This window comes from Frigidibacter oleivorans, assembly GCF_003993775.1.
Classification (GTDB): domain Bacteria; phylum Pseudomonadota; class Alphaproteobacteria; order Rhodobacterales; family Rhodobacteraceae; genus Frigidibacter; species Frigidibacter oleivorans.
Map to the genome: position 1 here is coordinate 84,037 of NZ_RJRZ01000008.1, position 25,294 is coordinate 109,330.

Below are 25,294 nucleotides of genomic sequence, written 5' to 3' on the forward strand. Positions count from 1 at the left end.
CATCCACGCCGCATCCCCCTCCGCATCTCCTGCCGGTCTGTGCCGCACATCCATCCGAAAGCCGGGAACCATTCGGCCAGACGACGGTTTGTGCGCTGTCCAGCCCGGATCTCTCCTCACAATCTGACTGAAGGCCTCGACCATGCGCGACTTCCCTGGCCCTGCTGCGTCTTCCGCCCCCCAGCCCGCCGGAGGCGGGCGCACCCTTGTCATCCTGCTGGCCGGCGGCAAGGGCACCCGGCTGCACGAACTGACGCAAGAGGACTGCAAGCCCGCAGTGTTCTTCGCCGGGCGCCGCCGGATCGCCGATTTCGCGCTGGCCAATGCGCTCCGCTCGGGCTGCGGCCAGATGCTGGTGGCCAGCCAGTATCGCCCCGCTTCGCTGCACCGGCATCTGGAGCAGGTCTGGGCGCCGGCCTTCGCCGCGCGCGGCGGTGCGCTGACCGTGGCCTGCGGGACCGAGGTCACGGGCCGCGACGAGGGCTACATCGGCACCGCCGACGCGGTGACCCAGAACATTGCCGCCATCGACGCCGCCGCGCCCGACCGGGTGCTGGTACTGGCAGCGGACCATGTCTACCACGCCGATTTCGGCGCGATGCTGGCCGCCCATGCCTGCGCCGCGGCGCCGGTGACGGTGGCCGCGCATGTCGTGCCCCGCAGCCAGGCGAGCGGGTTCGGCGTGATCGGCGTCTCGCCCTCGGGACGGGCGCTCTCGTTCGTCGAGAAGCCCGCCGATCCGCCGGGGATGCCGGGCGACCCGGCCTATGCGCTGGCCTCGATGGGCATCTACGTCTTCGACTGGCCCTGGCTGCGCGAGAGGCTGATCGAGGATGCCGCCGATGCCGGATCGGGGCATGACTTCGGCAGCGACATCCTGCCCGCCGCCGTGCTGCACGGCGATGTCAATGTCTGGCGCTTCGCCGGGCCGGGCGGGTCGCGGCCCTACTGGCGCGATGTGGGCACGCTCGACGCCTATCGGGTGGCACAACTCGACTTCGCCGGGGCGCAGCCGCCCTGCGCGCTGCCGGACCTGCCGCCGCTGACGCAGGGGGTGGCGGGCTTCGTGCCAATCGCCTTGCGGCGCGCCGACCGGCGCGATCCGTCCCGGGCGCTGCTGACCGAAACCGTGGTGATGCCGGGCGCCACCATCTCGCCCGGGGCGCGGCTGTCGCGCGCCATCGTCGCCCCCGGCGCGCAGGTGCCGGCCTGGCTGGTGGTGGGCGAAGACCCGGCCGAGGATGCGCGCTGGTTCCGGCGCACCCCCGGCGGCACCGTGCTGATCACGCAGGCCATGCTGGCCCGCCGCGAAAGCCTCGCGCCGCCGTCGCTTGCCGCATGGTCGCGGCCGGTGCGTGGCGTGGCCAAGGTCGGGTCCCGCTGATGCGCGACATCGGCACCGCCGCCGCGCCCGCCCGCTTCGCCTTCGATCACGGTCTCAGCCGGCCGCACCGGCTGGGGGCCGAATTCGACGGCGAGGGCACGAATTTCGCGCTGTTCTCGGACAATGCCACCCGGGTGGAGCTGTGCCTCTATGCCGACGATGCGCAGACCGAGCTCGCCCGGCTCGACCTGCCGGCGATGGAGGGCGGCATCTGGTTCGGCTATCTGCCGGGGGTGCGGCCCGGCCAGTGCTACGGCTACCGGGTGCACGGGCCGCACGCGCCCTCGGAAGGCCACCGCTTCAACCCCAACAAGCTGCTGATCGACCCCTATGCCCGCGAATTGCAGGGGGACTTCGTCTGGGACGACGCGCTGTTCGGCTATCCGGTGGGCGGCAGCGATCTCGACCTCGATCCCCGCGACAGCGCCCCCTTCATGCCGAAGGCGGTGGTGACCGACCCCGCCTTCGACTGGGAATCGGACGCGGCGCTGCGCACGCCTTGGGAACGCAGCTTCGTCTACGAGGCGCATGTGAAGGGGCAGACCATGCTGCACCCCGACGTGCCCGAGGCGGATCGCGGCACCTTCCGCGGCCTCGCCAGCCCCGCGGTGATCGAGCATCTGCACCGGATCGGCGTCACCACGCTGGAACTCTTGCCGGTGCAGGGCTTCCTGCACGACCGGCACCTGCGGGAAAAGGGGCTGGCCAATTACTGGGGCTACAACACCCTGACCTTCTTCGCGCCGCACCGGCCCTACCTGGCCACCGGCCAGATGCGCGAGGTCAAGGCGGCGGTGAAACGCTTCCACGAGGCGGGGATCGAGGTGATCCTCGACGTGGTCTACAACCACACCGCCGAAGGCTCGGAACTGGGCCCGACGCTCAGCTTCCGTGGCATCGACAATGCCAGCTATTACCTGCTGGCCGAGGACAAGCGCCACTGCTTCGACGTCACCGGCACCGGCAACACGGTGAACGTGGCGCATCCGATGGTGCTGCGGATGCTGCTCGATTCCCTGCGCTACTGGGTCGAGGTGATGCATGTGGACGGGTTCCGCTTCGACCTCGCCTCGACCCTGGGGCGCGAGGCCACGGGCTTCGAACGCGAGGGCAGTTTCTTCTCGGCGATCCGGCAGGACCCGGTGCTGTCGGGGGTGAAGCTGATCGCCGAACCCTGGGACGTGGGCCAGGGCGGCTATCAGGTGGGCGGCTTCCCCTGGCCCTTCCGCGAATGGAACGACAAGTTCCGCGACGACGTGCGCGGCTTCTGGCGGCGCGACGGTCTGCTGCAGCGGCTGCCGCAGCGCCTGCTCGGCTCGCCGGTGCAGTTCAACCACACCCGCCGCCCGGCCACCTCCTCGGTCAATTTCGTCGCCGCCCATGACGGCTTCACCCTGTGGGACACCGTCTCCTACGACGCCAAGCACAACGAGGCGAATGGCGAGGGCGGGGCCGACGGGCATAACCACAATGTCAGCCACAACCTCGGCCATGAGGGTCCGACCAACGATCCCGGCATCCTCGAGGCGCGTCGCCGCCGGGTGCGGGGGATGCTGGCCACCGTCTTCCTCAGCCAGGGCGTGCCGATGATCCTGGCGGGCGACGAGGGCGCGCGCACGCAGGGCGGCAACAACAACGCCTATTGCCAGGACAACGAGGTCACCTGGACCGACTGGGCGAAGGTCGACGACGACCTGGTGCAATGCGTGGCCGACCTGATGGCCTTCCGCAACGAGGGCGCGGGCCTGTCGCGGTCGCGCTTCGCGCTCGATGATGCGCCCGACCTGCCCGGGGCGGTCGAGGTGACCTGGTGGCACCCGTCGGGGCGAGCGATGAAGCCCGAGGACTGGCAGGACGGGCTGGCCCGGTCGATCGGGCTGCTGTTCCACCCGGTCGAGGGGCCGCGCCGGCTGATCGTGCTGAACGCGGGCGACGACCTGACGCTGACCCTGCCCAGGGGCAAGTGGAGGCGGCGGATCGACACCGCGGTCCTGCCGGTGGCCTGCGACCGCGCCGAAAGCGGCAAGGTCACGCTCGGCTGGCAATCGGCGGGTGTCTGGGTGGAATGACGCGGGGCAGGGCGCGCGCTTGAATCGCGCAGCCGGCCCGCGCCCCTGCGGCTGATCCAAATATCCCGGGGGCGAATGCCCCCGAAGGGGGCAGAGGGGGCAGCGCCCCCTCTTCCTGTTTCTACCGCCCCATGCTCCGGGCGATGATCTCGGCCAGTTGCCCGACCGCCGCCGACTGCGCCGCGGCGATCTGCGCGGGCTCGCGCCCCGCCATCGGCACCGAGATGGCGAAGGGGGCAGAGGGCGGCCCGCGGCGGGGTCCCTCGCTGCGCACGTAATATTGCCCGTCCAGCCGGAACACGCCGTCCGCCCCGGCGAGCATCCGCGTCACCCGCACGTCGACCTCGGCCTCGGCATAGCCCGACAGCGGCCAGGGGTCGGGCGCGACGGTGCCCGACAGGATCGCGTCCATCCGCTCGGCCAGCGCCAGCGTCACCGCGCGCGGCGGCAGGTCGGCCCATTGCGCCCGCCGCGCCTCGGTCACCGCGCCGCCGCCCTCCTGCAGCGTGATCTCGGGATTGGCGGCATAGTCGGGCAGCGACACCTCGCGCAGCAGGATCGTGTCCGCCGCCGAGGACAGGCGCAGCGTCGAGGGCGGCGGGTCCAGCAGATAGCGCGGCGGCGCGCCGCAGGCGGCAAGCCCGAGGCAGAGGACGACAGGCAGGGCGGTCAGGCGGTGGGGCATAGGTCTTCCTATCGTCCGAGAAGCAGGGATTGCGGGTTGCGCTCGATGGCGCGGGCGAGGGCCTCGATCGACTCCGACGCCGCCTGCACATCGCGCAGGGTCGTCAACAGTTCCGTGTTGAATCGCGACTGGTCGCCATAGGTGGCCACCACGCCCCCGGCGCTGACGACCAGACCCGACAGCCGTTCCGACAGGTCGGGCAGCGATTGCGCCGCCTCGTTGATCGCGCGCGCGGCCTCTTCCGCCGCCGACAGCGTGCTGTTGACATTGGCGATGGCGCCGCCGTTGCGCAGTTCCGCCAGCGCCGCCGTCACCTCGTGCAGCGCATCGGCCAGCGCCGGCGGCAGGCTGCGCGCCTCTTCGGTGCCGATCAGCGCGTCGGCGCTGTCCACCAGCGCGTCGAGCGAGGCCAGGAACTGCTCCATCGGCAGGCCGTTCACCGTCTCGGCGATGCCGCGCACCTGATCGGTGATGGCGGGGAAGTCCTCGGCCGCCGTCTCGATCTGCGCCAGCGCGGCATCGGCCCGGTCCACCGCCGCGATCAGCCGTTCGATGGTCTGCGCCTGCTCGATCTGCGCCATGACCCCGTTCAGGCTTTCCGACAGGCTGCGCAGCTCGCCCGGGATCGCCGCCACGTCCTCCGAGGTGACCAGCGCGCGGGTGTCTTCCAGCAGGTCGGCGGCGGCGCCGGGCACGCGGCGGGTATCGGGATCGGCGGCCAGCGCCCGGATGCTGTCCATCGTGTCGATGGCCGATTGCATCAGCTCCTCGACCGGCAGGGCGTTGATCCGCTCGAACACCCCCTGCGAGGTCGCGGCGAAATCCGAGATCTCGGCCGGGACCGTCGGGATCAGCGGGTAGGGCTCGCCCTCGCGGTTCAGTTCCGCCGCCGCCGCCTCGGGCAGTTCGACCAGTTCCACGATCAGCGCGCCGGTCAGGATGCTGGCCGAGGCGAGCCTTGCGCGCAGCCCGTTCTCCTCGATCATCTCGGCGAGGAAGTCGAGCGTCGCGTCCTCGTCCGCGCCCTCGGGCAGGCCCAGCCGGGTCGGCAGCAGGTCGAAATTGGCGCGCAGCCAGACCTCGGTCGCCGCATCCTCGCCGGTGACGAAGGCGCTGATCCCCGTGACCTCGCCCACCTTCAGCCCGCGAAAGCGCACCTCCGCCCCCGCCTCCAGCCCCGAGACCGAGCCTTCGGCGAAGACCGCGCTGAAGGGGATGCCGGCATCGTTCGGCGCATTGAAGATGCTGTCCCGGGCGCTGGATTCGTCGGGGAACACGTCGAAGACCATCCCCGGCTCGACCGGCTGCCCGCCCGACACCACGGTGTCGAAGCTGATGCCGCCCTCGATCAGCGAGGCGAGGCTTTTCACGTCCAGCTGCACGCCCGAGGTGCCGATGGACACGTCGAAGCCCGAGGCATCCCAGAACCGGGTCGAACTGGTCAGCTGCTGCGCATAGGGCTGCTGCACCACACCGTCGATCAGCACCAGCGTCCCGTCCTCGGACAGGCGCGGCGCGCCGAGGCTGCCGACCTCGATCCCCTTGAACAGGATCGGCGCGCCCGAGGTGATCTGGTTGCCGTCCTTCAGCCGCAGGGTGATCGGCATGCCCTCGGTTCCCGGGGTCGAGACGATGGGGGCGGTTTCCAGGCCGGTGAAGCGGGTGCGCTGGTCGCCTGCCTCGCTGTTCCAGCGCCCGGCGATGAAGGCGCCCGACAGCACGGTGTCCAGCCCCGTGACCCCGCGCACGCTGACCTCGGGGCGGACCACCCAGAATTCCGCATCTTCGTCCATGAAGGCCGCGACATCGGCATCGACCCGCGCCTCGACCAGAACCTCAGTCAGGCCGCCGCTGAAGTTCACGCGGTCGACCACGCCGATGGTCACGTCGCGGAACTTGATCGGCGTCTGCCCGGCCTCGATCCCGGACGCGTTCTGGAAGCTGATGGTGATCAGCGTCCCACGGCTGGCATAGCTGTTCCAGGCCAGCCCGACCGCCACCGCCAGCGCCACCAGCGGCACCAGCCAGACCGGCGACAGGTTCTGCCACCAGCGGTCGCGCGCCGGGCGGACATCCATCGCGGCCGGGGCGGTATCGGCGGCGGCATCGCGACGGGCCGGATCGTCCGGCGAAGGGGGGTCGTCTCGGTCGGTCAAGGGGGCACTCCGGTTCAGTCGTCCCAGATGGTCCTGGGGTCGAAACTCTGGGCGGCGAGCATCGTGAAGGCAACCGACAGCGCGAAGCTGACGGCGGCGATGCCGGGATTGATCGTGGCCACCGCGTCGAAGCGCACCAGCGAGGCGAGGATCGCCACCACGAACACGTCGATCATCGACCAGCGGCCGATGAACTCGACCACCGCATGCAGCCGGTGCTGGCCGTGTTCCGACATCCAGCGCCGCTTCTCGACCGACAGCGCGAGAAAGCCGATGGCGATGAACTTGCCCACCGGGATCAGGATCGAGGCCACGAAGACCACCAGCGCCACCAGCACGTCGCCATGCGACAGAAGCTCGATCACCCCGCCGAGGATGGTCGCCTCGCTGCTGTAGTTCAGCGTCCGGGTGATCAGCATCGGATAGACATTGGCGGGGATGTAGACCACCAGCCCCGCGATCCACCAGGCCCAGACCCGTTGCAGGGCGCCGGGATCGCGGCTGGACAGCGGCGCGCCGCAGCGCGCGCAGGTATGGACGTCGGCGGGCCAGACCCGGCCGCAGCGGGTGCAGGCGACGAGCCCGGCCTGCCGGGCGGTCACGGTCACGCGCGCACCCCGCGCGGCGGCGCGGCCAGCGGATCGGTCTTGCCGTCACCCTCGCCGCGCGCCGCCTTCTCGCGCGTCTCGATGGCCTGCCAGATCGACTCGTTGTCCATCACGTTGTCATGCAGCACCGTCACCAGCACCAGCCCGCAGAAGGCCCAGAAGGCGGGCCCCGGCGTGACCGAGGCGAGCCCCGCGACCTTCACCAGCGCGACGGCGACCCCGATCATGAAGATTTCGGCCATCGACCAGGGCTTCAGCGCATTGGCCAGCCGGAAGGCCTGGCCCGCCCGGGGCCAGGGCGCGCCGCCGCCCAGCATCGGCGCCAGTACATACAGCACCAGCGCCAGCCGCAGCGCCGGGATCACCACGATCAGCGCGCCGACCGCGATCGACAGGGGCGCCATCGCCCCGCGCGAAAAGGCCATCACCGCATCCATGACCGAGGCGCGGCTGTGCATCCCCGCCTCGGTCAGGTCGAGGAAGGGCATCATCACCGCCGCCGCCATCAGGATCAGCGCGGTCAGCGCCAGCGCGATGATCCGGCTCAGCGCCCGGCTGCGCGGCGCCACCAGCAGCGCGTGACAGCGGCTGCAGCTGGCCCGTTCGCGCGGGCCGAGATCGGGCAGCACATGCAGCGCGTCGCAATGCGGGCAGGCGCGCAGCCGTTCCAGCGGCGCGCCCGCGACGGCGGCCATCTTGGCCCGGTCGGGAAGGGGGGCGGTGTCGGCGGGTCGGCGCAAGGGTCCTGTCCTTCGATTCCCGCATGGTGCGGGCGCGGGCGGCGATCCGGCGCGGCGGTCGGCCAGTGATTGTCAGAAAGCCGTTTTAGTGCGTTCCGCCGCGCGGTCCAGAGCCTGCGGTGTCACGCCGCCGTCACTTGCTGCATGCGCGACAGGATTGCGGCAGGGCGGCATCAGGCGGCGCGCCGCAAGGCCGCCTCGCGGGAATGCGACTTGCCGGGGCGGGGGTTCTGCCCCCTAAATCCTGGCAAACCGGGCGCGACGGAATTCCGCCCGCCGCGCGTATTGCAAGCGGGCCGGAGGACGCCAATCCCTGACGCCGATACGGCCGCCAGCCTGACGGAGAGACGAATGCCGCTGTGGCGACAGCTGATCCTGACCCTCGGCGTTCTCGCCGCGGGCTGCGTCCTCTGGGCGCTCTATGTTCCGGCGGCGCGGCCGCTGCTGGACCGCGCCGGCCTGCTGGGCCCGATGCAGCGCATCGGCATTGTCGCCGAACAGCCGGCGGGGCAGGCGGAAGGCGGCGGGGGCTGGTCGGGCGGACGGGCCACGACGGTGGTGGCCATGGCGCCCGAACGGCGCGAGATGCAGGACATCGTCACCGCCATCGGCACCGCGCGCGGCATCCGCTCGGTCACGCTCGCCTCGGAAATCACCGGCCGGGTGGCGGCGCTGCACGTGGCCTCCGGTCAGGAGGTCGCCGCCGGCACGGTGCTGGTGGAGCTTGACGCCGACGCGGCGCGCATCGCGGTGGACCGGGCGCGGCTGATGCTGGCCGATGCCGAGGCCGACCTGCAGCGGCTGCAACGCCTGCAGGACAGCGGCACGGGCACCGAACTGGCGCGGCAAGAGGCGGAACTGGCCGAACGTACCGCGGCGCTCGCCCTGCGCGAGGCGGAGTTCGAGCTGTCGCGCCACAGCATCACCGCCCCCGTCGACGGCTGGGTGGGCCTGCTGGCGGTCGAGACCGGCGATCTGGTGTCGCAGGGGACCGAGATCGCCCGGATCGAGGACCGGTCGAGCCTGCTGGTGGAATTCCGGGTGCCGGAACGCGTGGTCAGCCGGCTCGCCCCCGGAACCCCGGTGGCGGCGGCGGCGCTGGCCGACCCCGACCGGGTGATCGAGGGCGAGATCATCGCGCTCGACAACCGGGTGGACGAGGCGAGCCGGTCGCTGCGGGTGCAGGCGGCGATCCCCAATGCCGATGACCGGCTGCGCGCCGGCATGGCCATCGGCATCGAACTGGCCTTCGCCGGCGATCCGCTGCCCTCGGTCGATCCGCTGGCGGTGCAATGGTCGGCCGAGGGTGCCTATGTCTGGGCGGTGCGCGCGGGCAAGGCGGTGCAGGTGCCGGTGCAGATCCTGCAGCGCAACGCCGAGGCGGTGCTGCTGGACGCGGCCTTCGAGGCCGGCGATCTGGTGGTGATCGAGGGCGGCGACAACCTGCGCCCCGGCGCCAGCGTCACCCTCGCCCCCGAGCACGCGACATGAGCGGCCCGCAGGAGATGGGCCCGCAGGAAACGCAGGACACCGCCGCGCGCGAGACCGGCGCCGAGGCGGCCGCCGCCGCGGCGCTGGAGGCCGCGGCCGTCGCCCGGTCGAACACCGCGCTTCTGGTGCGGCGGCCGATCCTGGCCTTCGTGCTGAACGCGCTGATCGTGCTGGCCGGGCTGGGCGCCTTCATGGGGGCCGAGGTCCGCGAACTGCCGGATGTCGACCGGCCCGTGGTGACCGTCTCCACCGATTTCGACGGGGCCTCGCCCGAGACGATCGACCGCGAGGTGACCGCGGTGATCGAGGGCGCGGCGGGCCGGGTGTCGGGGGTCAAGGCCATCTCCTCGACCTCGCGCTACGGGTCCAGCCGGGTGACGGTGGAATTCCGCGACGATGTCGATCTGGACGTCGCCGCGACCGACCTGCGCGACGCGGTGGCGCGGGTGACGGGCAGCCTGCCCGACGATGCCGACGATCCCCGCGTGGTCAAGGCGGACGCGGATTCGAGCCCGGTGATGCGGCTGGCCGTGACCTCGGCCACCCGCTCGCCGCAGGACCTGACCCGCATCGTCACCGACGAGGTCGAGGACCGGATCCTGTCCGCGCCGGGCGTGGCGGACCTGCAGGTCTATGGCGACCGGACCGAGGTGTTCCGCGTCGATGTCGACATGGCCCAGCTGGCCAGCCGGGGCCTGACGCTGGCCGATCTGCGGGAAACGCTGGCCGTCGCCGCCTTCGATTCCCCGGCAGGCTCGCTGTCGGCGGCGCGCAACAGCCTGCAGGTGCGGGCGACCGCTCCCCTGACCACCGGCGCCGATTTCGAGGCGCTGGAGATCGCCCCCGATGTCCGGCTGGGCGAGGTGGCGCGGGTCACGCTCGGCCCCGATCCGGGCGACACGATCCTGCGCGCGAATGGCGAGACGGGGATCGGCCTCGGCGTGCTGCGGCAGGCGCAGTCGAACACGCTCGACATCTCGCGCGCGGTGCGGGCGGCGGTGGCGGACATCCAGACGAACCTGCCGCCGGACGTGCGGATATTCGTGTCCTCGGACAGCGCGAATTTCATCAACGGCGCCATCCACGAGGTGGAACTGGCGCTCGGCCTGTCGGTGCTGATCGTCACCGCGGTGATCTGGCTGTTCCTGCGCGACCTGCGGGCGACGCTGATCCCGGTGATCGCGATCCCGGTGTCGCTGATCGGCACGGTGGCCGCGATCTGGATCGTCGGCTTCTCGATCAACATCCTGACGCTGCTGGCGCTGGTGCTGGCGACGGGGATGGTGGTGGACGACGCCATCGTGGTGCTGGAAAACATCGTCCGGCGGCGGGCGGCGGGGCTGGGGCCGCGCGCGGCGGCGGTCATGGGCACACAGCAGGTGTTCTTCGCGGTGATCGCCACCACCACCACGCTGGCCGCGGTCTTCGTGCCGCTGTCCTTCCTGCCGGGGCAGACCGGCGGGCTGTTCCGCGAATTCGGCTTCACGCTGGCGATCTCGGTGCTGCTGTCCTCGGTCACCGCGCTGACGCTGTGCCCGGTGCTGGCGAGCCGGCTTCTGTCCGCGCCGGCCGAGGCGCAGGACGGCGGCCTTCTCGGCCGGATCGGCGGCGCCTTCGCCGGGCTCTATGCCCGCACGCTGGGCTGGTGCCTGTCGGCGCCGCTGGTCGCGGTCGCGGTCTCGGCGCTGTTCGCGGCCACGGCGCTGTTCGTCTATCCCTCGATCCGGCAGGAACTGACCCCCGAGGAAGACCGCGCGCTGGTGATCCTGTCGGTGCGCACTCCGCAGGGCGTGGCGCTGGACTATACCGACGTCAAGATGCGCGAAATCGAGGCGCGGCTGGACCCGCTGGTGCAGTCGGGCGAGATCGTGTCGAGCTTCGTCAATGTGGGGCAGGGCGGGAACGACAACCGCGGCTTCGTGGTGCTGGCGCTGGCCGACTGGGGCGAGCGCAGCCGCAGCCAGGCCGAGATCACCGCCGATGTCCAGGCGCGGATCGCCCCGATCGTGGGCGCGCGCATCTTCGCCATCGCGCCCAACTCGCTGGGCATCCGGGGGGCGGATGGCGAACTGTCCTTCGCGCTGGCCGGCAGCAATTATGACAGGCTGGCGGCGCTGGCGGCAGAGATAACCCCCGCGCTGGAGGCTATTCCCGGCGTCGCCCGGGTCGAGCTGGATTACGAGACGACGCAGCCCCAGCTGTTCCTGCAGGTGGACCGCCGCCGCGCCGCCGATATCGGCGTCAATATCGACGGTCTGGGCGAGGCGCTGCAGGCGGTGCTGGACGGGCGGACGGTGGCGACGGTCTTCCTCGAGGATGACAGCTTCGACGTGAAGATGGTCTCGACCGGCGATCCGGTGAACGATCCGGGCGATCTGGAACGCATCTTCGTGCGCGCGCAGGACGGGCAGATGGTGCCGATCTCGACCTTCGTGCGGCTGGAGGAAAAGGCCGTGGCGCCGGAACTGTCCCGCGAACAGCAGCTGCGCGCGGTTCCGGTGGAGGTGGAACTGGAGCCGGGCCTTGGCATCGGCGATGCCTGGGCCGCGGCGCAGCGCGCGGCGAACGAGGTGCTGCCCGCCGATGTGCGGCTGATCCCGATGGGCGAGGCCGCCACCCTGGGCGAACAGGCCACGGGTCTGGCGATCACCTTCGGCATGGCGGTGCTGATCGTCCTTCTGGTGCTGGCGGCGCAGTTCGAAAGTTTCGTCTCGGCGGCGATCGTGATGGCGACGGTGCCTCTGGGTCTCGCCTGCGCGATCTTCGCCCTGCTGGTGACGGGCGGCAGCATGAATGTCTACAGCCAGATCGGGCTGGTGCTGCTGGTGGGGATCATGGCCAAGAACGGCATCCTGATCGTCGAGTTCGCCAACCAGCTGCGCGACGAGGGCCGGCCGGTCCGCGCCGCGATCGAGGAGGCCTGCATCGTCCGCCTGCGCCCGGTGATGATGACGATGATCGCCACGGTGCTGGGCGGGCTGCCGCTGATCTTCGCCCATGGCGCGGGGGCCGAGGCGCGCGAGGTCCTGGGCTGGATCATCGTGGGCGGGCTGGGGATCGCCACCATCGCCACGCTCTATGTCACGCCGGTGGCCTATCTGCTGCTGGCCGGGCTGTCGAAGCCAAAGGCGGCCGAGGAGGCGCGGCTGATGGGCGAACTGCGCGCGGCGCCGGCACGCGCGCCGCATCTGCCCGCTGAATAGGCAGGCGGGGCGGGGTCCGGCGCGCGGGAAGCTGCCGGTTTCGGAACCCGCACCGCTTTCGGGGCTTGGAAGGGGCAATAGGGGCTGTGCCGCGCTGCGGAAACATGTTATGCCCGGACCATCATTCAGGAGACCTCCCATGTCGATCAAGATCTCTGCCTCGATCCTCGTGCTGTCCGCAGGTCTCGCCCTGCCGGCCTTCGCGGAACCCGTCACCTCGCTTCCGGGCTCGCTGACCGCCAGCACCCAGGGCACCCAGACCGCGGGCGGCACCGTCGCCGCGGGCGGCACTGTCCTGCCGGCCACCAACCTCCTGATCGCCGCCGGCCTGCTGACCGGTGCGGTCAGCATCGCGGCCTTCGGCAGCAACGGTGGCGACGACTCGACCACCACCACGACCACCACGTCCACCACGACGACGGGCACCACCAACTGACCGTCGGCACCGGTCCGGTCCCGGATCAGGGGCGATCGCCACGTGCGGTCGCCCCTTTCGCGTTGTCGCGCACGATTCGCCGGCCCGGTTCGGCCTGACGCGGCCCGTTCGCGTCGGGCCGCCGCCTGCCGCTTTCCTTTGCCGCGGCTTGTCCATAAAAGGAGGGGATAGCGCGGGATGACCCCGCCCCCGTCAGCCAAGGCCGCAATGCAGACCATCACCACGACTGCCGAACTCGCACGCTTCTGCGACCTGGCGAAAACCCAAGCCTATGTCACCGTCGACACCGAATTCCTGCGCGAACGCACCTACTGGTCCAAGCTCTGCCTGATCCAGATGGCGCTGCCCGGCAAACAGGGCGAGGCGGTGCTGGTCGATCCGATCGCGGGGGGCGAGGGGCTGTCGCTGGACCCGCTCTACGATCTCTTCCGGCACGAGGGCACGGTGAAGGTGTTCCACGCCGCACGGCAGGATCTGGAAATCTTCTTCGTCGAGGGCAATGTCTTCCCGGTGCCGCTGTTCGACACCCAGGTGGCGGCAATGGTCTGCGGCTTTGGCGAGCAGGTGGGGTACGAGACGCTGGTGCGCAAGATCGCCCGCGAATCCCTCGACAAGACCTCGCGCTTCACCGACTGGTCGCGCCGGCCGCTGTCCGAGGCGCAGAAGCAATATGCGCTGGCCGATGTCACCCATCTGCGGGTGATCTACGAATTCCTCGCCAGGGAACTGGCCCGCACCGGCCGCACCGCCTGGGTCGAAGAGGAACTGGGGATCCTGCTGACGCCCGAGACCTATATCACCCGGCCCGAAGAGGCTTGGGAGCGGGTGAAGACCCGCACCACCTCGGGCCGGTTCCTGGCGATCGTGCGCGAACTGGCGCGGTTCCGCGAGGAATTCGCGCAGGGCCGCAACATCCCCCGCAGCCGGGTGTTCAAGGATGACGCGCTGCTGGAGCTGGCCTCGACCCGGCCGGCCAATCTGGAGGATCTGGGCCGGTCGCGGCTGCTGCTGCCCGAGGCCCGCAAGGGCGAGATCGCCGACGGCATCCTTGCCGCGGTGAAGGCGGGGCTCGAGGCGCGGCCCGAGGATCTGCCCCGGATCAGCGACGAGCGGGACCAGCTGCAGGTGAATTCCGCGCTGGCGGACCTGCTGCGCGTGCTGCTGAAGGCCAAGTCCGAAGAGGCGGGTGTCGCGGCGAAGCTGATCGCCTCCAGCGCCGATCTGGACGTGATCGCAGCGGGCGGGCGCGACGTCGATGCGCTGCAGGGCTGGCGGCGCGAGGTGTTCGGCGAGGATGCGCTGCGGCTGTGCAAGGGCGAGGTGGCGCTGTCGGCGCGGGGCGGCGCGGTGCGGGTGATCCCGGCCTGACCGGCCCGATCACGCGGCCCGCTCACCCGGCCCCGTCAGCGGCTCGACGTCATCGCGTTCTGCGCGCCCTCGACCACGATCCGCGACACGCCCTCCAGATCGCCGTTCGACAGGAACAGCCCCGCCGTCAGCTGCCGCGACTGCGGCGTGGACTGGCGCGTGGGCCCGGGCGGCGGCGTCACCACGAAGCGCAGCGTCACCACCCCGTCCACCGGCACGGCGGTCCCGGCAGCCCCGGCCGTGCGCGGCAGCAGCGTCGCGTCCCACCAGCCCTGCGTCGGCGGGATGCCGGTCGCGGTGACGATCGCGCCGTCGCGGGTGCGGTTGACGTCCAGCGCGGTGACCTGATCGACCAGCCGCGTGCCGGGGGGCAGGGCGGCCGGATCGGCCGCAACCACCACCGTCCGGCTTTCCGCCCGCCCGAACCAGTTGAACGGGTTCACCCGGCTGTCCGCGACCCGACCGCAGGCGGCCAGCGTCAGGCTCGTCGTCAGGGCAAGCGTCAGCGCGCGCGCAAGTCTCATCCGGGGTCCCCCTGTTCCTTGCCCAATGGGTTAGCCGATCGCATCCGGCTTGGAAAGGGACTGTGGCGGCGTCGGTGGCGCCCGGGCGCCGCGGGGGTGGACGGGCGCGCCCGGGGACACTAGCTATGGCCCGCGTCCCGTCCGGGACCGGGAGACTGCCCATGGCCACCGCCGCCTTCGAAGACATCGCCGACACCTTCGCCTTCCTCGACGACTGGGAGGACCGCTATCGCCACGTGATCGAACTCGGCCGCGCGATGCCGCCGCTCGACGAGGCGCTGCGCGTCCCCGCGACCAAGGTGGGGGGCTGCGCGAGCCAGGTCTGGCTGCTGCCCCGGATCGAGGGCGCGGGGCCGGAGGCACGTTTCGATTTCGAGGGCGAAAGCGACGCGATGATCGTGCGCGGGCTGATCGCGATCCTGCACGCGCTCTATTCCGGGCTCAGCGTGGCCGAGGTGGGCCGCGTCGACGCGGCCACCGAACTGTCGCGGCTGGGGCTGGACCGGCACCTGTCCTCGCAGCGGTCGAACGGGTTGCGCGCCATGGTCGAACGCATCCGCCGCCTTGCCGCCGTGGCCGCGGCGGGCTGATGCCCCATCTTCTGTTCGCAAATATCCCGGGGTGAATGGCCCGGCACGGGCCAGAGGGGCAGCGCCCCTCGCTGTCCTCACTCCGTCCCGCCCTCCGGTTCCAGCCGGGTGATGCCGGTCGCCGCCGCCCGCGCCAGCGCGGGGTCGAGCGACATCGGCAGGTATTCGCCCCGCCGCCACAGCTCCGACAGGTCGTCGTACCAGCGCGACAGCGGGTGGCCCGACTGGCCGGTGGCGATGATGAAGACCGAGGAATCGGGGTCGGCGAAGTTGTAGACGCCGCGATAGCCGGCGCCGTGGACGTTCAGGAAGGGCTGCGGCCCGGTGCCCTTCGTCACGCCGCGCATCAGGGTGAAGTCCCCGCCCGAGGTCGATTGCCGGATGTTGACGAACCATTTCAGCACCGGCACCTCGCCCAGCACCGTATGGTCATGCGTCGCCTGATGCGCGTCGCCCCACCGCCAGCTTTCGACATTGGACCCGTAGCTTTCCGACAGGAAGACCAGCGCATCGTCCAGCGCCAGCCGCGCGATGGTGGTGCAATCCTCGACCGGCGAGGATTGCAGGATGTCGCACCAGCGGCCCGCGCCCTCGACATTGCGGAACACCCGCTCGATGAACAGCGGGTTCAGATGCGGGAAGCTGTCGGCCAGCGGCCCCAGCTCGTCGCGGATCAGCCGTTCCTGCAGTGCCCGCATCCAGGCGGCATAGATCAGCGGTTCGGGCAGATGTTCGTTCATCTCGCCGTTCCATTCCGCCAGCAGCGCCAGCGCCCTTTGCCGCCGCCGTTCGGGCGTGCCGTCCGGCGCCGCCTCGCCGGTGAACCACAGGTCGGCCGCGACCAGCGGCAACAGGCTGCGCGCGGCGGGGCTGGTGGTGTCGAGCTGCGCCGCGATGAAACTTTCGCGGCTGTGCACCTCGCGTTCCTGCATCAGCCGGGTCCAGCGCTGGATCCGCTGGCTGTCGCCCCAGTCGAAGCTGACATGGTCGGGGAAGGGTCGGTCCACCGTCTTGTTATTGGTGTTGCCAAGGATGCCGCCCGGCGGATCGACGACCCGCGGATTGGCGGCATAGGGCAGGGTGCCGGTCCACAGGTTCTGCGTCTTCCAGCCGAGCGCCGGCATCCGGCCCTGCGTCTCGTGCCCGGGGTCGCGGGCGGGCAGGCGGCCCACGGTGACCAGCGCCACGCCATCCTCGTCGGCCAGCGTCAGGTTCTGCGCCGGGGCCACGAACAGCTCGCCCGCCGCGATTCCCGCCTCGACGCTGCCCGCCTGCATCAGCCGGATCGCCGCGGTCATCGAGGTGTCGCCCTCGGCCAGGAGCGTCCATTGCAGCGCCGCGACATGGCCGGGCGGCGTGACGCTGCCGATGTCGAAATGGCTGCCGGGCAGGACCGGCCCCTCGGCCGTCCAGCGCAGGGTCAGCGTCACCGGCGCCGCATCCTTGACCTCGACGATGGCGCGGCGGCTGGTGAAGGCGCGCCAGCCCTGCGCGGTGCGGTATTCGGTGGGGTCTGCGGGGTTCAGCTCCTCGATCAGCAGGTCCTGATCGTCGGCATAGGCGGTGGTCAGCCCCCAGCCGAGCCGCGCGTTGCGCCCGACCAGCACCGCGGGCACCCCCGGAAGCGTCCCGCCGATCACCCCGCCCGAGGCGAGCTCCAGCCGCGCCAGATACCAGGTGGAGGGGGCCGAGAAGGACAGGTGCGGGTCGTTGGCCAGCAGCGAGCCGCCCGCCGCCGCCCGGTCCGGCGCCGCCGCCCAGGCATTGGACGCCCCCCCCAGCCCCGGCGGCGGGAAGGGCGACAGCGGCCCGGCCGTCTCGAGATCGGCGCGGCGCAGGGCCGCGGCCGTGGCGGGCACGGCGGGCACCAGCGCCGCATAGTCCGGCAGGTCGATCACCCCGGTTCCCGGCGCCTCGGGCATCAGGTCGCGCGCCCAGTCGGAGGACAGGAGCGACAGGCGCGCGCGCAGCACCTCGTTCTCCAGCTGGCCCGACAGTTGCAGCCCCATCAGCTTCAGGATCGCGAGCGAATCCGCCGGCTGCCAGTAGGCGATCTCGGGTTCGAACAGGAAGAATTCCGGCGCGCCCCGGCCGCGGCTTTCGGCATTGACGATGCGGATCCATTCGTTGACGCCGCGCGCATAGGCCGCCAGCGCCGCCTGCGTGGGGGTGTCCTGCGCCGCCACCGCGCGGCTGGCGAGGCCATAGAGGTCCAGCCGGCGCAGCAGCTCGTCCACCCGCACGGTGCGCTGGCCGAACAGTTCCGACAGCCGCCCCTGCGCGGTGCGGCGCAGCAAGGTCATCTGCCACAGCCGGTCCTGCGCATGGGCATAGCCGAGGCCGAAATACACGTCCTCGTCGCGGGTGCCGAAGATATGGGGCACATTGCCGGTGTCGCGCACGATCTCGACCGGGGCGGCGATTCCGGCGACGCGGTGGGTGCCGCTGTAATCGGGCAGGGACCCGGCGGCGAAGGTGTAGACCAGCGTCACCGCCGCCACCACCGCCAGCAGAAGCCCCGTCACGATGCGCAGGAGCCAGCGGAAGAGGATCGGCATCGCGGGGACCCAAGGTTGACGGCAGGGACAGGGCGCGTAACTAGGACGAAACGGCGGGCACCGCAATGGCACAGGAGTGGGCGATGGCGAAGGTGGCGTTTCTTGGCCTCGGGGTGATGGGGTTTCCGATGGCGGGGCATCTGGCCGCGAAGGGGCATGAGGTCACGGTCTACAACCGCACCGAAGCCAAGGCCGCGGACTGGGTGGCGCGGCATGGCGGGCGCCGGGCGGCCAGCCCCGCCGCCGCGGCCGAGGGCGCAGAGTTCGTGATGGCCTGCGTCGGCAACGACGACGACCTGCGCGCGATCTGCACCGGCGAGGCCGGCGCCTTCGACGGCATGGCGCCGGGGGCGATCTTCGTCGATCACACCACGGTATCGGCCCGGGTGACGCGCGACCTGTCGGACATCGCCCGCGGCCTTGGGCTGGGCTTCGTCGACGCGCCGGTCTCGGGCGGGCAGGCGGGGGCGGAAAACGGCGTGCTGTCGGTGATGTGCGGCGGGTCGGAGCCGGACTATGCCGCGGCCGAGCCGGTGATCGCCGCCTATGCCCGCATCTGCCGCCGGATGGGCGACAGCGGCGCCGGGCAGATGACCAAGATGGTGAACCAGATCTGCATCGCGGGCCTGGTGCAGGGCCTGTCCGAGGGGCTGCATTTCGCCGAGAAGGCCGGGCTCGACATCGCCGGGGTGGTCGAGGTGATCAGCCAGGGCGCCGCGGGCAGCTGGCAGATGGCCAACCGTCATCAGGGCATGGCCGAGAACCGCTTCGACTATGGCTTCGCGGTGGACTGGATGCGCAAGGATCTGGGCATCTGCCTGGCCACCGCCGACGAGACCGGGGCGAGCCTGCCCGTCACCGCGCTGGTGGACCAGTTCTACAAGGACATCCAGCGCATGGGCGGCGGTCGCTGGGACACCTCGTCGCTGATCCGCCGCCTGCGCGCCGCGGACTAGGGGCGAAGGGGGGCGCTGCCCCCCGGCTCGTCCCGAGCCTTCCCCCGGGATATTTCGGAACAGAAGATGGCGGCCCTGCGGTGCCGGCGGCCCTCAGCGCCGCGCCTGCCGGTCGAGGAAGGCGAGGCGTTCGAACAGCGCCACGTCCTGTTCGGTCTTCAGCAGCGCCCCGTGCAGCCGCGGCAGCAGGCTGCGCCCGTCGCCCTTCAGGTCCTCGGGCGCCAGATCCTCGGCCAGGATCAGCTTCAGCCAGTCCAGCACTTCCGAGGTCGAGGGCTTCTTCTTCAGCCCCGGCTGGTCGCGCAGCGCATAGAAGCGGGTCAGCGCCTCGGCCAGCAGCCGGTCCTTGATGTCGGGGAAATGCACCCGGACGATGGCAGCCATCGTCTCGGGGTCCGGGAAGCGGATGTAGTGGAAGAAGCAGCGCCGCAGGAAGGCGTCTGGCAGCTCCTTCTCGTTGTTCGAGGTGATGATGACCACGGGACGGTGGCGGGCCGTCACCGTCTCGCCCGTCTCGTAGACATGGAACTCCATCCGGTCGAGTTCCTGCAGCAGGTCGTTCGGAAACTCGATATCGGCCTTGTCGATCTCGTCGATCAGCAGCAGCACGCGGGACTCGGCCGCGAAGGCCTGCCACAGCTTGCCGCGGCGGATGTAGTTGCGCACGTCCCGCACGCGTTCGTCCCCCAGCTGGCTGTCGCGCAGCCGGCTGACGGCGTCATAGTCGTAGAGCCCCTGCTGCGCCCGGGTGGTGGACTTGATGTGCCATTCGACGATGGGCAGGTTCAGGCTGGCCGCGACCTGCCGGGCCAGTTCGGTCTTGCCGGTGCCGGGTTCGCCCTTCACCAGCAGCGGCCGTTCCAGCGTCACCGCGGCGTCCACCGCCACCGCCAGATCGGCGGGCGCGACGTATCGTTCGGTTCCGGTGAATTTCATCAGTGTTTTCCGCCCGCTCGCGCCGAAACTTCGGGCGGAGCGTAGACGGCCCCGCATTTTGCCGCAAGCGCAGCCGCGGCCTAGTGACAAGATGGCGGGCTTGGGCTATGGGGTGCCCGCAAGGCATGCCGGATGACCGAAGACGACGCCCGTGCAGGTTCCGGCCGAACTGGAGGACGCCAGGATGAAGGCAGAGGTCTTTCTTCCCGAAGACTACCGCCCGGCCGAAGACGAGCCGTTCATGAACGACCGCCAGCTGGAATATTTCCGGCGCAAGCTGCTGACCTGGAAGCAGGAACTGCTCGACCAGTCCGCCGAGACGCTGGAAGGCCTGCAGGATTCGGCCCGCAGCGTCCCCGACATCGCCGACCGCGCCAGCGAAGAGACCGACCGGGCGCTGGAACTGCGCACCCGCGATCGCCAGCGCAAGCTGGTGTCGAAGATCGACGCCGCGCTGCGGCGGATCGAGAACGGCGAATACGGCTATTGCGAAGTGACGGGCGAGCCGATCAGCCTGAAGCGCCTCGACGCGCGGCCCATCGCCACCATGACGCTGGAAGCGCAGGAGCGGCACGAGCGGCGCGAGCGGGTGCATCGCGACGACTGATCGCAGGCGGCGGATCAGGGCGGGCGCAGATGCCGCGACAGGATGGAATGACGGGACAGCGGGGCCGGAAGGCTCCGCTGTCCGCATTTGGGCGGAGGGGCGGCCGATGCTGATCGGACGGCAGGTGACGGTGCTGGGCGCGGGCGTGGCCGGGCTGGCGGTGGCGCGCGCGCTGGCGCTGCGCGGGGCCGAGGTGACGGTGCTGGAACAGGCGCCCGAGATCGCCGAGGTCGGCGCCGGCCTGCAGATCAGCCCGAACGGGGCCTGCGTGCTGCGCGCGCTCGGGCTGGGCGAGGCGCTGGCGGCGGCGGGCCAGCGGGCCGAGGCGATCGAGCTGTGGGACGGGCCGGGGGCGGAACGGGTGCTGCGGATGGATCTGGCGCGGCTGCGGCCGGGGCAGGACTGGCGCTTCGTCCACCGGGCGGACCTGATCGACCTGCTGGCGGCGGGCGCGCGCGAGGCCGGGGTGCGCCTGCGCCTGTTGCAGAAGGTCGAGCGGGTGACGCTGGGCCCGCACCGGCCCCGCGTGCTGACCGCGCAGGGGGCCGAGATCGAGGCCGACCTGCTGATCGGCGCCGACGGGCTGCATTCGAAGCTGCGCGAGGCGCTGAACGGCACGGTCGCACCCTTCTTCACCCATCACGCCGCCTGGCGCGCGACGATCCCGGCCGAGCCGGGCCTTCCGCCGGTGGCGCGGGTCTATATGGGGCCGGGGCGGCATCTGGTGACCTATCCGCTGCGCGGCGGAACCTTGCGCAACATTGTCGCGGTCGAGGAACGGCACCGCTGGGTCGAGGAAAGCTGGTCGCTGACCGATGATCCGATCGCGCTGCGGATGGCCTTTGCCCGGTTCGCGCCCGAGGTGCGGGGCTGGCTCGACCGGGTCGAGGCGCCGGCGCTGTGGGGGCTGTTCCGTCATCCTGTGGCGCAGCACTGGCAGGCCTCGGGCTCCGAAGGCGGGCCCACGGGCTGGGGCGCGGCGATCCTGGGCGATGCGGCGCATCCGACGCTGCCCTTCCTCGCGCAGGGCGCGGTGATGGCGCTGGAGGATGCCTGGGTGCTGTGCGGCGCGCTGGCCGAGGAGCCGGATCTCGCCGCGGCGCTGGCCCGTTACGAGGTGCTGCGGCGGCCGCGCGCGACGCGGGTGGTCGAGGCGGCCAATGCCAATGCGCGCAACTATCACCTGTCGGGCCTGCCGCGCGCGGTGGGGCATGTGGCGATGCGGCTGGCCGGGCGGCTGGCGCCGGGCCGGGTGATGGACCGGTTCGACTGGCTTTACGGGTTCGACGTGACGGCCTGACCGCCGATCCGCCCCTGCAGCGCCAGCAGCCCGATCACCGCGAGCGTCAGGTTGTCGCGGATGCGGCCCGCCGCCACCAGCGCCCGCACCTCATCGAGCGTGAAGCGGCCGGTCACCATGTCGGCCTCGGTCGCGTCGCGCGCGGCGCTGGCCTCGGTCAGGCCGGTGGCGAGGAAGCAATGCACCTCTTGGCAGGCAAAGCCATAGGCCTCCCACAGGGCGCCGACGGGCTCCAGCCGCGCGGCGGCAAGGCCCGCTTCCTCGGCCAGTTCCGCCCGGGCCGAGGCGGCCGGATCGTCGCCATGCGCCGGGCTGCGCGATCCCTGCGGCAATTCCCAGTACCGGCCGCCGACGGTGTAGCGGAACTGCTCGACCAGCGTCACCGTGCCGTCGTCATGCAGCGGCAGGACGGCGACCGAGCCTGTCCTGTCCACCACGCCATAGATGCCCTCATGCCCGTCGGCGAAGCGGACGCGATCCTCGCGCACCTTCAGCCAGGGGTTTTCATAGACGGTGCGGCCGTCCAGCCGCTCGATGCGGCCCTCGCCGCCGGGCGTTCCCCGATGCGTCGCGCCGCCCGCCATATGGTCCCTCATGCGTCCAACTCGATCCAGACCGGCACATGGTCCGAGGGCTTGTCGCGGCCGCGGACCTCCTTGTCGATGCCGGCGGCCAGCAGCAGGTCGGCCGCCTGCGGGGTCAGCAGCAGGTGGTCGATGCGGATGCCGTTGTTCCGCTCCCACGCGCCGGCCTGATAGTCCCAGAAAGAATAATGGCCGGGGCGCGGCTCGCGGGCGCGGAAGGCGTCGGTCAGCCCGAGGTTCAGCATCCGGCGAAAGGCGGCGCGGGTGTCGGGCAGGAACAGCGCGTCGGTCAGCCAGGCATCGGGCTTCGCCGCATCCTCGCGCTGCGGGATCACGTTGTAGTCGCCGGCGAAGACCGCCGCCTCCTCGCCCGCCAGCACGGCGCGCACCCGGGCCTCCATCCGCGCCATCCAGGCCAGCTTGTAGTCGTATTTCGGCCCCGGCGCCGGATTGCCGTTGGGCAGGTAGAGCCCGCAGATCCTGAGCGCCCGGTCGCCCGTCACCACCGCCTCGATCCAGCGGGCCTGTTCGTCGCTCTCGTCGCCGGGCAGGCCGCGGCGGATATCCTCCATCGGCAGCCGCGACAGGATCGCCACGCCGTTGAAGCCCTTCTGGCCATGCGTCTCGACCCGGTAGCCCATGTCCTCGAACACGGCGCGGGGGAAGGCCTCGTCCACCGACTTGATTTCCTGCAGCAGCACCACCTCGGGCTGCGCCTCGGACAGCCAGGCGGGCAGGGCCTCGGCCCGGGCCTTGATGCCGTTGATGTTGAAGGTGGCGATCTTCATGCCTGCGCGTCGTCCTTCGATGGGCTGCGGTCGGTCCGGACCCAGCCTTAGCAGGCCCGGGCGCGCCGGGGCAATGCGGCGGCGCGCGGGCGGCGGTGTGCCCGGCGCTATCCGGCCAGCGCGCCGGGCTGGGCCACCGGGCCGGGCGGCAGGGCCTCGCCGGCGAGCGCGGCGGGAATCGCATCGTTCGCGATATTCCGAACCCCCGGCAAGGCGGCCAGCCACAGCGCGTCGAGCGCGGCCAGCGCCGCCGGGTCGAACCGGCCGAGGTCTTCCCAATAGCGGCCCGAGGGCACGAAATAGGCAAGCTCCGCCTCGCGCGCCAATGCGGCGGCGACGGCGGCGGCATCCGCGACGGGCGGGGCCACGGCATCGAGCGTCGCGGGCGTCGCGCGGGGGAAGGTCAGGCGCGAGGGGCCGGCGGACAGGTTGACCAGCGTGCAGCCCTGCCGCGCCGCGAGGATCGCCAGCCGGGTCGCCTTCGCCTCCAGCGATTGCAGGGTGATGTCGGGGCGCAGCGGGTCCGCGCTGCCGCGCCCGTAGAAATGGGTGGGGCCATCGGCCGGGTAGTGCATGTCGCAGCCGAGGAAGGCGATGCGGCGCGGCCGGTATTCCGCCAGCAGCCAGTAGGCCGCGGTGAAGGCCATGGTTGCGCCTGCATACACGAAGCCGCCGAAGGCATTCTGCGCCGGAACGAAATCGGCCTCGGTCACGATGCGGGCGCCCGGCGGCGGATCGGCGGGCATCCGTTCCGGGGCGAAGTCCCAGGGATGGATCAGCAGATCCCAGTCCGGTCGCACCGCCCAGGCGTTGTTGATCGCGGCAATCCGGTCGAAGGGCGCGCGCGGCCAGTCGCGGCAGGCCGTCACCCCGGGGCCGGAGCCAAGAAGCAGGATCGTGGTCATCGGAAGTCTGCGGTTCGCTGCGGTCGCGTACAGACTATGCTGCAAATGCGAAAACGCGAAGCACGAATGCTTCCCCGACGTCACTTTCCGGGACCAAGGGTCATATCGGCCGCCTCACCGGGCGCGCGACACCAGCAGCTTGTCGATCCTGAGCCCGTCGAGGTCCACCACCTCGAACCGCCATCCGGCATGGGCGAGCGTCTCGCCCAGGGTCGGCAGGCGGCGCATCCGGTCCAGCACGAAGCCCGCCACGGTGTCGAAATCGCCCTCGGGCCGGCGCAGGCCCAGACGGTCGGCGAATTCGTCGATGGGCATCCAGCCGGCCACCAGCCACGACCCGTCCTCGCGCGCGATCATCGCCGGTTCCTCCTCGTCCTCCGGGGCGACGAAGGTGCCGGTGATCGCCTCCAGCAGGTCCATGGGCGAGACGACGCCCTGGAAATGGCCGTATTCGTCATGGACCAGCACCAGATGCGCGCGCGAGTTGCGCATATGGCCGATCACCACATCGGCGCCGGCCACGTCGAGCACCACCGGCGCGGGGCGCACGAGGTCGCGCAGCGGGCGGTCCTCGGGGTTCCAGGCCAGCAGATCGCGCGCCGCCACCACGCCCAGGATATCGTCCGGGCCGCCGTCGCGGACCGGCAGCCGCGACCGGCGGGCGGCCAGCGCCTGCGCGCGGATCGTCTCGACCGGGTCGGCCAGGTCGATCATCTCCACCTCGCGCCGCGGGGTCATCAGCGCGCGGGCGCTGCGGTCGGCCACCCGCATCACGCCCGCGATCATCTCGCGCTCGCCGGGGGCGAGGATGCCGGCACGTTCGGCCTCGGCGATGGTCATGCGGACCTCGTCATCGGTCATCCGGTTCTCGGCCTCGCCCGACTGGCCGATCAGGCGCAGCACCGTCTGGCCGGACAGGTCGAGGAACCACACGACCGGCGTCGTCAGCCGCGCGATCAGCGCCATGGCGGGGGCCATGCGCGCGGCCATCGCCTCGGGGTCGCGCAGCGCGATCTGCTTCGGCACCAGCTCGCCCACGATCAGCGACAGATAGGTGATGGCCGCCACCACCAGCCCCACGCCCGCCGGCCCCGCGACTTGGTCCGGTACGCCCGCCTCGGCCAGCGCCAGCGACAGCCGCTGGCCCAGTGTGGCCCCCGACACGGCGCCCGACAGCACGCCGACCAGGGTGATGCCGATCTGCACGGTGGACAGGAACCGTCCCGGATCCTGCTGCAGGTCCAGCGCCACCGCCGCGCCGCGGCGCCCATCCTCGGCCAGAACCTTCAGCCGGGCGGCGCGGGCCGAGACGATGGCAAGTTCCGACAGCGCCAGCGCCCCGTTGCAGAGCGTCAGCATGAGCACGATGGCGATTTCGAGGATCATGGTCCCGTCACGATCGGACG

At 71.3% G+C, this 25,294-nt stretch carries 21 protein-coding genes; 10 read left to right on the forward strand and 11 right to left on the reverse strand.

From position 1 onward, the window contains the following. Positions 1-142 precede the first annotated feature (142 nt). Positions 143-1,384 carry a sugar phosphate nucleotidyltransferase gene (locus EEY80_RS11660; RefSeq protein ID WP_126976748.1) on the forward strand — a complete coding sequence of 414 codons (1,242 nt, stop codon included), beginning with the start codon at positions 143-145 and terminating at the stop codon, positions 1,382-1,384. After that, a complete protein-coding gene (gene glgX, locus EEY80_RS11665; protein ID WP_126976749.1) occupies positions 1,384-3,453 on the forward strand; it encodes a glycogen debranching protein GlgX in 2,070 nt (689 codons plus the stop codon). Before EEY80_RS11660 ends, glgX begins: the two co-directional genes overlap by 1 nt. A 121-nt stretch (positions 3,454-3,574) precedes the next feature. Here the strand turns inward: glgX and EEY80_RS11670 are convergent, their stop codons facing one another. From EEY80_RS11670 to EEY80_RS11685, 4 genes are read right to left on the reverse strand one after another with little or no spacing between them, the layout of a single operon-like run. Then, positions 3,575-4,138, reverse strand: coding sequence for a PqiC family protein (locus tag EEY80_RS11670; RefSeq protein WP_126976750.1), 564 nt, complete (start codon positions 4,136-4,138; stop codon positions 3,575-3,577). Positions 4,139-4,146: 8 nt separating this feature from the next. Next, positions 4,147-6,294, reverse strand: a complete 2,148-nt coding sequence (locus EEY80_RS11675) for an MlaD family protein (protein WP_235829808.1) — start codon at positions 6,292-6,294, stop codon at positions 4,147-4,149. Between the two features lie 14 nt (positions 6,295-6,308). Further along, positions 6,309-6,896 carry a paraquat-inducible protein A gene (locus EEY80_RS11680; RefSeq protein WP_126976807.1) on the reverse strand — a complete coding sequence of 196 codons (588 nt, stop codon included), beginning with the start codon at positions 6,894-6,896 and terminating at the stop codon, positions 6,309-6,311. A gap of 2 nt (positions 6,897-6,898) precedes the next feature. Further along, positions 6,899-7,642: a paraquat-inducible protein A gene (locus EEY80_RS11685; protein WP_235829809.1), complete on the reverse strand. Its 744-nt coding sequence runs from the start codon at positions 7,640-7,642 to the stop codon at positions 6,899-6,901. 351 nt (positions 7,643-7,993) lie between these two features. Here EEY80_RS11685 and EEY80_RS11690 point away from each other — a divergent pair, with 351 nt between their 5' ends. From EEY80_RS11690 to rnd, 4 genes are all read left to right on the forward strand, one after another. Next, complete coding sequence (locus EEY80_RS11690) at positions 7,994-9,133, forward strand: efflux RND transporter periplasmic adaptor subunit (RefSeq protein WP_126976751.1); 1,140 nt, start codon at positions 7,994-7,996, stop codon at positions 9,131-9,133. Beyond that, a complete protein-coding gene (locus EEY80_RS11695; protein WP_235829810.1) occupies positions 9,130-12,336 on the forward strand; it encodes an efflux RND transporter permease subunit in 3,207 nt (1,068 codons plus the stop codon). The genes EEY80_RS11690 and EEY80_RS11695 overlap by 4 nt, the downstream gene beginning before the upstream one ends. A 139-nt stretch (positions 12,337-12,475) precedes the next feature. Further along, positions 12,476-12,772, forward strand: coding sequence for a hypothetical protein (locus tag EEY80_RS11700; RefSeq protein ID WP_126976752.1), 297 nt, complete (start codon positions 12,476-12,478; stop codon positions 12,770-12,772). Positions 12,773-12,979: 207 nt separating this feature from the next. Next, a complete protein-coding gene (gene rnd / locus EEY80_RS11705; RefSeq protein WP_126976810.1) occupies positions 12,980-14,140 on the forward strand; it encodes a ribonuclease D in 1,161 nt (386 codons plus the stop codon). A gap of 35 nt (positions 14,141-14,175) precedes the next feature. On the opposite strand, the gene EEY80_RS11710 is transcribed toward rnd, so the two are convergent. Further along, a complete protein-coding gene (locus EEY80_RS11710; protein WP_126976753.1) occupies positions 14,176-14,664 on the reverse strand; it encodes a hypothetical protein in 489 nt (162 codons plus the stop codon). A gap of 161 nt (positions 14,665-14,825) precedes the next feature. Here EEY80_RS11710 and EEY80_RS11715 point away from each other — a divergent pair, with 161 nt between their 5' ends. Then, entirely contained in the window at positions 14,826-15,254 is a 429-nt protein-coding gene (locus EEY80_RS11715; protein ID WP_126976754.1) for a SufE family protein, read from the forward strand. A 77-nt stretch (positions 15,255-15,331) separates the two neighbouring features. On the opposite strand, the gene EEY80_RS11720 is transcribed toward EEY80_RS11715, so the two are convergent. Beyond that, positions 15,332-17,812, reverse strand: a complete 2,481-nt coding sequence (locus tag EEY80_RS11720) for a penicillin acylase family protein (RefSeq protein WP_126976755.1) — start codon at positions 17,810-17,812, stop codon at positions 15,332-15,334. Between the two features lie 65 nt (positions 17,813-17,877). On the opposite strand from EEY80_RS11720, the gene EEY80_RS11725 reads away from it, so the two are divergent. Then, complete coding sequence (locus EEY80_RS11725) at positions 17,878-18,768, forward strand: NAD(P)-dependent oxidoreductase (protein ID WP_268885652.1); 891 nt, start codon at positions 17,878-17,880, stop codon at positions 18,766-18,768. A gap of 93 nt (positions 18,769-18,861) precedes the next feature. On the opposite strand, the gene EEY80_RS11730 is transcribed toward EEY80_RS11725, so the two are convergent. Next, positions 18,862-19,704, reverse strand: coding sequence for an AAA family ATPase (locus EEY80_RS11730; protein WP_126976757.1), 843 nt, complete (start codon positions 19,702-19,704; stop codon positions 18,862-18,864). A 184-nt stretch (positions 19,705-19,888) separates the two neighbouring features. On the opposite strand from EEY80_RS11730, the gene dksA reads away from it, so the two are divergent. Together dksA and EEY80_RS11740 are read left to right on the forward strand one after the other, a co-directional pair. Next, entirely contained in the window at positions 19,889-20,311 is a 423-nt protein-coding gene (dksA, locus tag EEY80_RS11735; RefSeq protein ID WP_126976758.1) for an RNA polymerase-binding protein DksA, read from the forward strand. 106 nt (positions 20,312-20,417) lie between these two features. Beyond that, positions 20,418-21,611 (forward strand): FAD-dependent oxidoreductase, encoded by a 1,194-nt coding sequence (locus EEY80_RS11740; protein ID WP_126976759.1) that lies wholly within the window; start codon positions 20,418-20,420, stop codon positions 21,609-21,611. Here EEY80_RS11740 and EEY80_RS11745 read toward each other — a convergent pair. The 4 genes from EEY80_RS11745 to EEY80_RS11760 all read right to left on the reverse strand — a co-directional run bounded on the left by EEY80_RS11745 (position 21,587) and on the right by EEY80_RS11760 (position 25,274). Further along, entirely contained in the window at positions 21,587-22,207 is a 621-nt protein-coding gene (locus EEY80_RS11745; RefSeq protein WP_235829811.1) for an NUDIX domain-containing protein, read from the reverse strand. The two genes, EEY80_RS11740 and EEY80_RS11745, sit on opposite strands and share 25 nt — an antisense overlap. Next, positions 22,204-22,983 (reverse strand): exodeoxyribonuclease III, encoded by a 780-nt coding sequence (gene xth / locus EEY80_RS11750; RefSeq protein ID WP_126976760.1) that lies wholly within the window; start codon positions 22,981-22,983, stop codon positions 22,204-22,206. The genes EEY80_RS11745 and xth overlap by 4 nt, the downstream gene beginning before the upstream one ends. A 107-nt stretch (positions 22,984-23,090) precedes the next feature. Continuing rightward, a complete protein-coding gene (locus EEY80_RS11755) occupies positions 23,091-23,888 on the reverse strand; it encodes a hypothetical protein (RefSeq protein ID WP_235829812.1) in 798 nt (265 codons plus the stop codon). A 114-nt stretch (positions 23,889-24,002) separates the two neighbouring features. Further along, positions 24,003-25,274, reverse strand: a complete 1,272-nt coding sequence (locus EEY80_RS11760) for a hemolysin family protein (RefSeq protein WP_126976761.1) — start codon at positions 25,272-25,274, stop codon at positions 24,003-24,005. Positions 25,275-25,294: the final 20 nt, after the last annotated feature.

What these genes read in the sequence shown, in the direction of transcription:
- EEY80_RS11660 (WP_126976748.1), top strand. Translation starts at nt 143, where the DNA reads ATGCGCGACTTCCCTGGCCCTGCTGCGTCTTCCGCCCCCCAGCCCGCC.
- glgX (WP_126976749.1), top strand. Translation starts at nt 1,384, where the DNA reads ATGCGCGACATCGGCACCGCCGCCGCGCCCGCCCGCTTCGCCTTCGAT.
- EEY80_RS11670 (WP_126976750.1), bottom strand. Translation starts at nt 4,138, where the DNA reads ATGCCCCACCGCCTGACCGCCCTGCCTGTCGTCCTCTGCCTCGGGCTT.
- EEY80_RS11690 (WP_126976751.1), top strand. Translation starts at nt 7,994, where the DNA reads ATGCCGCTGTGGCGACAGCTGATCCTGACCCTCGGCGTTCTCGCCGCG.
- EEY80_RS11695 (WP_235829810.1), top strand. Translation starts at nt 9,130, where the DNA reads ATGAGCGGCCCGCAGGAGATGGGCCCGCAGGAAACGCAGGACACCGCC.
- EEY80_RS11700 (WP_126976752.1), top strand. Translation starts at nt 12,476, where the DNA reads ATGTCGATCAAGATCTCTGCCTCGATCCTCGTGCTGTCCGCAGGTCTC.
- rnd (WP_126976810.1), top strand. Translation starts at nt 12,980, where the DNA reads ATGCAGACCATCACCACGACTGCCGAACTCGCACGCTTCTGCGACCTG.
- EEY80_RS11710 (WP_126976753.1), bottom strand. Translation starts at nt 14,664, where the DNA reads ATGAGACTTGCGCGCGCGCTGACGCTTGCCCTGACGACGAGCCTGACG.
- EEY80_RS11715 (WP_126976754.1), top strand. Translation starts at nt 14,826, where the DNA reads ATGGCCACCGCCGCCTTCGAAGACATCGCCGACACCTTCGCCTTCCTC.
- EEY80_RS11720 (WP_126976755.1), bottom strand. Translation starts at nt 17,812, where the DNA reads ATGCCGATCCTCTTCCGCTGGCTCCTGCGCATCGTGACGGGGCTTCTG.
- EEY80_RS11725 (WP_268885652.1), top strand. Translation starts at nt 17,878, where the DNA reads ATGGCACAGGAGTGGGCGATGGCGAAGGTGGCGTTTCTTGGCCTCGGG.
- EEY80_RS11730 (WP_126976757.1), bottom strand. Translation starts at nt 19,704, where the DNA reads ATGAAATTCACCGGAACCGAACGATACGTCGCGCCCGCCGATCTGGCG.
- dksA (WP_126976758.1), top strand. Translation starts at nt 19,889, where the DNA reads ATGAAGGCAGAGGTCTTTCTTCCCGAAGACTACCGCCCGGCCGAAGAC.
- EEY80_RS11740 (WP_126976759.1), top strand. Translation starts at nt 20,418, where the DNA reads ATGCTGATCGGACGGCAGGTGACGGTGCTGGGCGCGGGCGTGGCCGGG.
- EEY80_RS11745 (WP_235829811.1), bottom strand. Translation starts at nt 22,207, where the DNA reads ATGAGGGACCATATGGCGGGCGGCGCGACGCATCGGGGAACGCCCGGC.
- xth (WP_126976760.1), bottom strand. Translation starts at nt 22,983, where the DNA reads ATGAAGATCGCCACCTTCAACATCAACGGCATCAAGGCCCGGGCCGAG.
- EEY80_RS11755 (WP_235829812.1), bottom strand. Translation starts at nt 23,888, where the DNA reads ATGACCACGATCCTGCTTCTTGGCTCCGGCCCCGGGGTGACGGCCTGC.
- EEY80_RS11760 (WP_126976761.1), bottom strand. Translation starts at nt 25,274, where the DNA reads ATGATCCTCGAAATCGCCATCGTGCTCATGCTGACGCTCTGCAACGGG.